Source organism: Nocardia paucivorans NBRC 100373, from assembly GCF_000308675.1.
GTDB lineage: Bacteria > Actinomycetota > Actinomycetes > Mycobacteriales > Mycobacteriaceae > Nocardia > Nocardia paucivorans.
The window spans coordinates 22,478-30,375 of the sequence record NZ_BAGE01000009.1; the positions used below are offsets into that span (position 1 = coordinate 22,478).

7 protein-coding genes are annotated in these 7,898 nt (G+C 68.0%); all 7 read left to right on the forward strand.

Annotated features, from left to right (window positions below; translation table 11 throughout):
* Nucleotides 1-114 precede the first annotated feature (114 nt).
* Nucleotides 115-2,406: a phosphoribosylformylglycinamidine synthase subunit PurL gene (gene purL / locus ON32_RS02455; RefSeq protein WP_040788398.1), complete on the forward strand. Its 2,292-nt coding sequence runs from the start codon at nt 115-117 to the stop codon at nt 2,404-2,406.
* Nucleotides 2,407-2,555: 149 nt separating this feature from the next.
* The gene (locus tag ON32_RS02460) at nt 2,556-4,292 is read left to right on the forward strand and encodes an alpha/beta hydrolase (RefSeq protein ID WP_040788399.1); all 1,737 of its coding nucleotides are present in this window, start codon (nt 2,556-2,558) and stop codon (nt 4,290-4,292) included.
* Nucleotides 4,289-4,996, forward strand: a complete 708-nt coding sequence (locus ON32_RS02465) for a CPBP family intramembrane glutamic endopeptidase (protein ID WP_051132781.1) — start codon at nt 4,289-4,291, stop codon at nt 4,994-4,996. The genes ON32_RS02460 and ON32_RS02465 overlap by 4 nt, the downstream gene beginning before the upstream one ends.
* A 78-nt stretch (nt 4,997-5,074) precedes the next feature.
* The gene (locus ON32_RS02470) at nt 5,075-5,584 is read left to right on the forward strand and encodes a WapI family immunity protein (protein WP_040788401.1); all 510 of its coding nucleotides are present in this window, start codon (nt 5,075-5,077) and stop codon (nt 5,582-5,584) included.
* A gap of 127 nt (nt 5,585-5,711) precedes the next feature.
* On the forward strand, nt 5,712-6,818 hold the full coding sequence (gene ygfZ / locus ON32_RS02475; RefSeq protein ID WP_040788403.1) for a CAF17-like 4Fe-4S cluster assembly/insertion protein YgfZ: 1,107 nt from the start codon (nt 5,712-5,714) through the stop codon (nt 6,816-6,818).
* A 93-nt stretch (nt 6,819-6,911) separates the two neighbouring features.
* Nucleotides 6,912-7,634, forward strand: a complete 723-nt coding sequence (locus ON32_RS02480) for an MOSC domain-containing protein (RefSeq protein WP_083873910.1) — start codon at nt 6,912-6,914, stop codon at nt 7,632-7,634.
* A partial coding sequence (locus ON32_RS02485; RefSeq protein WP_040788404.1) for an asparaginase occupies nt 7,634-7,898 on the forward strand: 265 nt, incomplete at its 3' end. The genes ON32_RS02480 and ON32_RS02485, both read left to right, overlap by 1 nt.

Genomic DNA, 7,898 nt, shown 5'->3' on the forward strand with positions numbered 1-7,898 from the left:
CCGACAGTAGACTCACACTCGTATTTCGCGACAAGCCGGCAGCACCGACGCATCGCTGCGGCGGGCCCGCGGGTTGTCCTCCCCATACCTGGCCGAAAGGACCCTGGTAATCCCGTGAGTGAGCAGGTCGATACCGTCGCCACCGCCGCAGCCACCCCGGACACGCCGCAGCCGTACGCCGAGCTCGGCCTGAAGGAGGACGAGTACGCCCGGATCCGGGAGATCCTCGGGCGCCGCCCCACCGACGCCGAGCTGGCCATGTACTCGGTGATGTGGAGCGAGCACTGCTCGTACAAGTCGTCGAAGGTGCATCTGCGGTATTTCGGCGAGACCACCACCGAGGAGATGCGCGCGTCCATGCTCGCCGGTATCGGCGAGAACGCGGGCGTGGTGGATATCGGTGACGGATGGGCCGTCACCTTCAAGGTGGAAAGCCACAACCATCCGTCCTATGTGGAGCCGTACCAGGGCGCGGCCACCGGTGTCGGCGGTATCGTCCGCGACATCATGGCCATGGGCGCCCGCCCGATCGCGGTGATGGATCAACTGCGCTTCGGCGCCGCCGACGCCCCCGACACTCGTCGGGTGGTCGACGGGGTGGTCCGCGGTATCGGGGGCTATGGCAATTCGCTGGGGCTGCCCAATATCGGCGGCGAAACCGTTTTCGACGCCTCATATCAGGGCAATCCGCTGGTCAACGCCTTGTGCGCCGGTGTCATGCGGGTGGAGGACCTGCATCTGGCCTTTGCCTCCGGCGCCGGGAACAAGATCATCCTGTTCGGGGCGCGCACCGGTCTGGACGGGATCGGCGGTGTGTCGGTTCTGGCCTCGGACACCTTCTCCGGCGACGAGTCCGGCACCGGCCGCAAGAAACTACCCAGTGTGCAGGTGGGCGACCCGTTCACCGAAAAGGTGCTCATCGAATGCTGTCTGGAGCTGTACGCGGCCGGGCTGGTCGTCGGCATTCAGGATCTGGGCGGTGCGGGCCTGTCGTGTGCCACCTCCGAACTCGCCGCCGCCGGTGACGGCGGTATGCGGATCGAACTGGACCGGGTGCCGTTGCGGGCGGCCGATATGACCCCGGCGGAAATCCTGTCCAGCGAATCGCAGGAGCGCATGTGCGCGGTGGTCGCCCCCGAGAACGTGGACGCCTTCCTCGAGGTCTGTCGCAAATGGGATGTGCTCGCCACCGTGATCGGTGAGGTCACCGATGGCGACCGGCTGGTGGTGACCTGGCACGGGGAGACCGTAGTGGACGTGCCGCCGCGCACCGTCGCTCACGAGGGCCCGGTCTACGAACGTCCGGTGCGCCGGCCCGACGACCAGGACACCCTCAACGCCAACGGCCCCGAGCACCTGCCTCGGCCGAAAACCCCCGACGAACTGCGCGAAACCCTGCTGCGGATGGTCTCCAGCCCTCAGTTGTGCAGTCGGCGCTGGATCACCGAGCAGTACGACCGCTATGTGCGTGGCAACACCGTGCTGGCCGAATACGCCGACGCCGGCATGATCCGGGTCGACGAACAGACCGGCCGCGGTATCGCCCTGGCCACCGACGCCTCGGGCCGCTACACCAAACTCGACCCGTACACCGGGGCGCAGCTGGCCCTCGCCGAGGCCTATCGCAATGTGGCCACCACCGGTGCCACCCCCAAGGCGGTCACCAACTGTCTGAACTTCGGTTCGCCGGAGGATCCCGGGGTGATGTGGCAGTTCCAGCAGGCCGTGCGCGGACTCGCCGACGGCTGTGTGGCGTTGGGCATCCCGGTCACCGGCGGCAATGTCAGCTTCTACAACCAGACCGGCCAGGTCGCCATCCTGCCCACCCCGGTGGTCGGTGTGCTCGGCGTCATCGATGATGTGCACCGTCGCATCCCGCCCGGCCCGGGCCTGGAACCGGGTGAGACCCTGATCCTGCTCGGCGAGACCCGGGACGAATTCGGCGGTTCCATCTGGGCGCAGGTCGCCCACGATCATCTGGGCGGGGTGCCGCCCAAGGTCGATTTCGCCCGGGAGAAGTTGCTGGCCGAGGTGCTCACCGCGGGTTCGCGGGACGGCATGATCAATGCCGCGCACGACCTGTCCGAAGGCGGGCTGGCCCAGGCCGTGGTGGAGGCCGCGCTGGCCGGTGAAACCGGTTGCCGCATCCTGCTTCCCGAGGACGCCGATCCGTTCGTCACCCTGTTCTCCGAATCCGCCGGACGGGTGCTGGTGGCGGTACCGCGTTCGGAGGAGACCCGTTTCACCCGTATGTGCACCGCACGTCAGCTGCCCTGGGTGCGTATCGGCGTCGTGGACCAGGGGTCGGATTCGATCGAAATCCAGGGCCAGTTCTCCATCACCCTGGAAGAACTGCGCGCCGCCCACGAGGGCACCCTCCCGGCCCTCTTCGGCCAGGAAGCCTGACTCCTCGCCGAACCGCCCATATCGGTCTGGTCACAGGCCCTCGCCCCCGACGAAACCGGCCTCGTCGGGGGCTTCGCCGCGGAGACTCGACGACCGCGAATACACCCGCGCGAACGTGCGGGCCGCACAACCCGGCCATACTGGGTTGTGTGCTCGAGACGGCCGACACCCTCACCCGGCTGCGGATACGCGGCGTCGCGATGGTTCGGCGTATCGAGCGGATCATCGATCTGAACTATGTCGGGCTCGTGGTGGCCACGGCCTTTTTCGCGCTGTCGGTGACACCGTCGCTACTGCCACGGGACTGGATGTTCCAGGGGCTGATCAGCGGGATAAACGCCGCGCTCGGGTACGGCGTGGGCTGTGTGCTGGAATGGCTGTTCCGGCTGTGGGTTCGGCCGCGGCTGCGGGATATTTCCGTTCCGCCCACCTGGGTCCGCTACGCGGTGAAATCCCTCGTGCTGACCGGTTGCGGTGTCAGCGCCGCATACATGCTGGTGCATTCGGCGAGCTGGCAGCGGGAGATCACCGCCCTGATGGGTATGGAGGGCACCACCACACCGGCCTATCTGCGCACCGGCGGGCTGAGCGTGACGGTGGGGGTGCTGGTGGTCGCGGGCTATCGCACGGTGCGCGAGATGGTTCTGTTCCTGGCCCGGCAGCTCAATCGCTGGGTGCGGGTGCCGCGCTCGCTCGCGCCGGCCGCGGGACTGCTGCTGTTGGTGCTGCTGGTGGTGACCCTGTTCAACGGTGTGGCCTCCCGAGTGTTTTTCGCGGTCGCGAATTCGGCGTTCAGTGTGCGTAACGACCTCACCTCCGAATACGCCGTGCAGCCGCAGATACCGGAGCGGTCGGGGAGTCCGCAATCGCTGGCCTCTTGGGACACCCTCGGTTTCGAGGGCCGCTGGTTCGTCTCCCACGGGCCCGACGCCGAGCGGATCTCCTGGGTCGTCGGCCGGCCCGCGAAGGAGCCGATTCGGGTTTACGTGGGTCTGGAATCCCGCGAGAAGGGGCAGAGCCTGGCGGAGTTGGCGGTCGCCGAATTGGAGCGGACCGACGCTTTCGATCGACAAGTGCTCGTCGTCGTCACCACTACCGGCACCGGCTGGGTGAACACGATGGCGGCCGAATCGATCGAATACATGTATGCCGGGGACAGTGCGATCGTCGCCACCCAGTACTCGTATCTGCCCAGCGCGCTGTCGTTTCTGGCCGACCGTGGGAAGGCTGCGGTGGCGGGGCGGGAACTGTTCGAGGCGGTATACCGGCACTGGTCGGCGCGGCCGCCCGATTCCCGGCCCAAACTGCTGGTGTACGGGGAGAGTCTGGGTTCCCAGGGTTCGGAGGCGGCGTTCGACGGATTGGCCGATCTGCGGGCGAAGGTGGACGGCGCGCTCTGGGTGGGGCCGCCCAACTCGAACCGGTTGTGGCGGCAGTTCGTCACCCGCCGCGATCCCGGTTCCCGGGAGGTGCAGCCGATCTACGCGGATGGCCTGGTGGTGCGTTTCGCCGCCAACCGTGCGGAACTGGAGCGTCCGGGACCGGAATGGCGAACACCCCGTATCGCCTATCTGCAACACCCCTCCGACCCCATCGTGTGGTGGTCGCCGGATCTGATCTTCTCGCGCCCGGACTGGCTTTCCGAACCACGCGGCGCGGATGTGTCGCCCCGGATGCGTTGGGCGCCGTTCGTGACGTTCTGGCAGGTCAGTGCGGATCTCACCAATGCGCAGGGCGTCAGTTACGGACACGGCCACCGCTACGGCACCTTGGTGTTGGACGCCTGGGCAGCCGTGAGCCGCCCGCCGGAGTGGAACCCCGAACTGGCCGAACGTATCCGGGTGCAGATCGCGGCCGCCGAGGCCTACGAGCGGGAGGTGAAATGACGAGTCCGGTCCGAACGGTCGCCGCGGTGGTCGCGCCGCCGGTGTGGAGCAATCTGTTGTTACCGCGGTTGCGGTTGGGTCATCGCGGACGCACGGTGGCGAATGCGGTCGCCGCCACGGGTTACGCGGTGGTGTTCCGGGGGCGGCCGCATTGGGCGTCGGCCCGGGGGCTGCGCTATGGGCTCGGCTGTGCGGCGATGGTGGTCGCCGGATATGCCGCGGCCACCGCGGTTCCCCCGCTACGGAGGATGGTGGGTGGGGCCGGTGCACGCGCTCCCGAGCTGGGCACCATCGAATGGATCGCGGTCCATATCCCGATCGGCACGGTGTACACCGAGGAATTGGTTTTTCGCGCCACCCTGGAGCCGCTGCTCGACGCGGCGTTCGGCGCCCGTATCGGGGCCGTGGTGGGCGCGACGACCTTCGGACTCTGGCATGTTCACCCCGCGCGCAATGCGGGTGACAGTGTGCCGGGAACGGTCGCCTTCACCACCGCCGCCGGACTGGTTTTCGGTGCGTTACGCCGCCGCGCCGACAGTGCGACCGCCCCCGCGCTATTGCACTGGGCTGTCAATGCGGGTGGCGTGCTCGCGGCCCGGACGGTACGCCGATATTTCGGCGAGTCCGCTGATCGAAAGGCGAATCACCACGTCGGAGCGGGTTCTTCGGTTTCGGGGAGCGGACTCGGCGAGTCATCGCGGTAGTCGGGTGCGCTGTGTGGGCGGTGTTGTTCGGCACGATGTTGTTCGGCACGATCGGAAAGATGGTGTCACACTGCGCCGGTGAAGTTGATCGACTGTGACGGATACGGTGTGGAACTGTCAGTCGCCGACTATCAGTTCCCGGAGCACACCGATCCGCGGATTCGGTACAGCTGGTTGGTGATCGCCGGTTCCGCGAACTGCCCTTTGGGAAACTGGTCCTTTCGTTGGCAGGCCTTGACGCTCGACGACGCGGTCGAGCTCGGCCACTGGCTACGACGCCTCGCGGAGCGCGATATCGGTGCGGCCGACGATCCGGACGGTACAACCGGTCCCGCGCGGCTGACATTCACCGAACCCAATCTGGTTTTCGCCGGCGCCTGCCGCGCCGAAGGGGATATCGACCTGCACATCGGCCTGGATCTGGAATTCTCGCCGCCGTGGCGGAAACGGACCAGCGCCGGCGATCCGTCGGTGGTCACCGTGCGACTCGCCCCGGAGGCGGTTGCGACGGCGGCGGACGAATGGATCGCCGAGGTGGACGGCTACCTCCCGCCGGGCGGCCGGTTGCCCTGGTGGATGGCCCGGTGAAAACGCCCGCGTCGCGCGGGTTCCGTTCCGCGCGGGGGCGGTCGCGGCGGTCGGTTCGGATCGGTTCGTGTGGCCGGACGGTCGGGGTCTGCGGCGCGACCGACGGGTAAGGACCTACAGTGGTGGGGTGGTCGTCGAACCCAGCCCTGTTCTGGCAGTACCGGGAGCCGTCGCCGCCGCGCCCGATTCCCCCGACGCCGCCGTGGCGTGGCATTACGGGGATCCGCTCGGGGAACAGCGAGCGGCAGTCGAGCGGGTGGCGATCGTGGACCGTTCGCACCGCTTCGTCCTCACCATCGGCGGCGCCGAACGGCTTCGGTGGCTGCACACCATCTCCAGTCAACATGTAGCGGATCTCACCGACGGGCAGTCGGCGGAGAACCTGGATCTCGATCAGAACGGTCGGGTCCTGCACCATTTCGTCCTCACCGAACTGGACGACACGGTGTGGGTCGATACCGAGGCCGAACGTGGTCCCACCCTGCTGGACTTCCTCACCAAAATGGTCTTCTGGGCCGACGCCCAACCGAAGGCCGCCCCCGACCACGCCGTGCTGAGCCTGCTCGGTCCACGCGCCGACACACTGACCGGGGCGCTCGGTATCGACCGGTTGCCGGACGACAAGGCCGTACCGCTGCCCGATGGCGGTTTCCTGCGCCGGATGCCCTGGCCGACCGCCCACTCCTTCGATCTCGTGGTGCCGCGCGACCGCCTGGGTCGGTACTGGTCCGAGCTCACCGCGGCAGGAGCCGAACCGGCCGGCTCCTGGGCCTTCGAGGCGCTGCGGGTCGCCGCGGTGCGGCCGCGGATCGGTCTCGATACCGATGAGCGGACCATTCCGCACGAGGTGAACTGGATCGGCGGCCCGGAAGAGCACGGCGCCGTCCACCTGAACAAGGGCTGCTATCGCGGTCAGGAAACCGTCGCCCGCGTACACAATCTGGGCAAACCGCCGCGGCGGCTGGTGCTGTTGCACCTGGACGGCTCCACCGATGAACGTCCGGCCCCGGGAGAAACGGTCACCGCGGGAGGCCGCGCTGTCGGCAGGCTCGGCACCGTCGTCGATCACCACGAACTCGGTCCCATAGCGTTGGCTCTGGTGAAGCGCGCCGTACCGGTCGACACCCGGCTCACGGTGGGGTCGATGGCCGCCGCCATCGACCCGGATTCGGTGGTCGAGGACGACACTCCGCAGGCCGGTCGACAGGCGGTCGAACGACTGCGCGGTCGCTGATCGGTAGCGGCCGGCATCGGACCGGGAGAAGAGCACGGACGTCCGGGGCGTTTTCGCGGCCTCGACGGAACCGGGGGAGAGGAGCGTACGCCGATGCGGGTTGGTGATACCGGATGGGTGTTGGACGTCTGCGTGGTGCACGCCGAGGTAACGGTGCCGGGGCGAGTGGGGCGCAGCGCCATCGACAAACGACCGGTCCTCGGACGGGTGCCGGCGCGCCGGCTCGGACTGGACGGCGATCACGTCTGCAATACCGAGTACCACGGTGGAGTGGACCAGGCGGTGTACGCCTACGCCGAGGAGGACGCGCTCGGTTGGGCCGAGGAGCTCGAACGCGAGCTGCCCAGCGGCTGGTTCGGGGAGAACCTGCGGATCACCGGACTGCCGGTGAGCGATGCGGTGATCGGCGCGCGCTGGGCGATCGGTGAGGCACTGTTCGAGGTGAGTGCGCCCCGGGTGCCATGCGCCACATTCGGACACTGGAGCGGGGAACGGCAGTGGGTGCGCCGGTTCACCCTGCGCGCGAACACCGGCTGCTATCTGCGGGTACTCCAGGAGGGCACCGTGGGAGCCGGCGACCGGGTCGAGATCGTCCACGTTCCCGAGCACGGGGTCACCGTGCGCGATGTGTTCACCGGCCGGGACCCCGCTCGGCTGGAGCGCCTGCTCGCGATGGAGCCCAGTATCTCCGACGATATTCGGATGCAGATCGCTCGCCATGCCCGGCGCGGTTCCGGCGCCGACACCCCCGCGGGGTCCGCCGCCGAATCGTCCGGGGACGAGACGGACACGGTATCGGCCACGGAGGTGCGGTAATGGGCGTCGAACTGGTCGAGGTGGTGCGGTCCGGATTCCGGGAGTGTGTGCACCGGGGGTCGGTGGTGATCGTCGGCCCCGATGGGGAAACGGTCTTCGAGGCCGGTGAGGTGCACGTCCCGATCTATCCGCGCTCCACCAACAAGCCATTGCAGGCGCTGGCCCTGCTCCGACACGGTTTCGAACCGGTCGACGAGCGGGAATTGGCCATTGCCATCGCTTCGCACACCGGGGAGCAGCACCATATCGAGTTGGTGTGGCGAT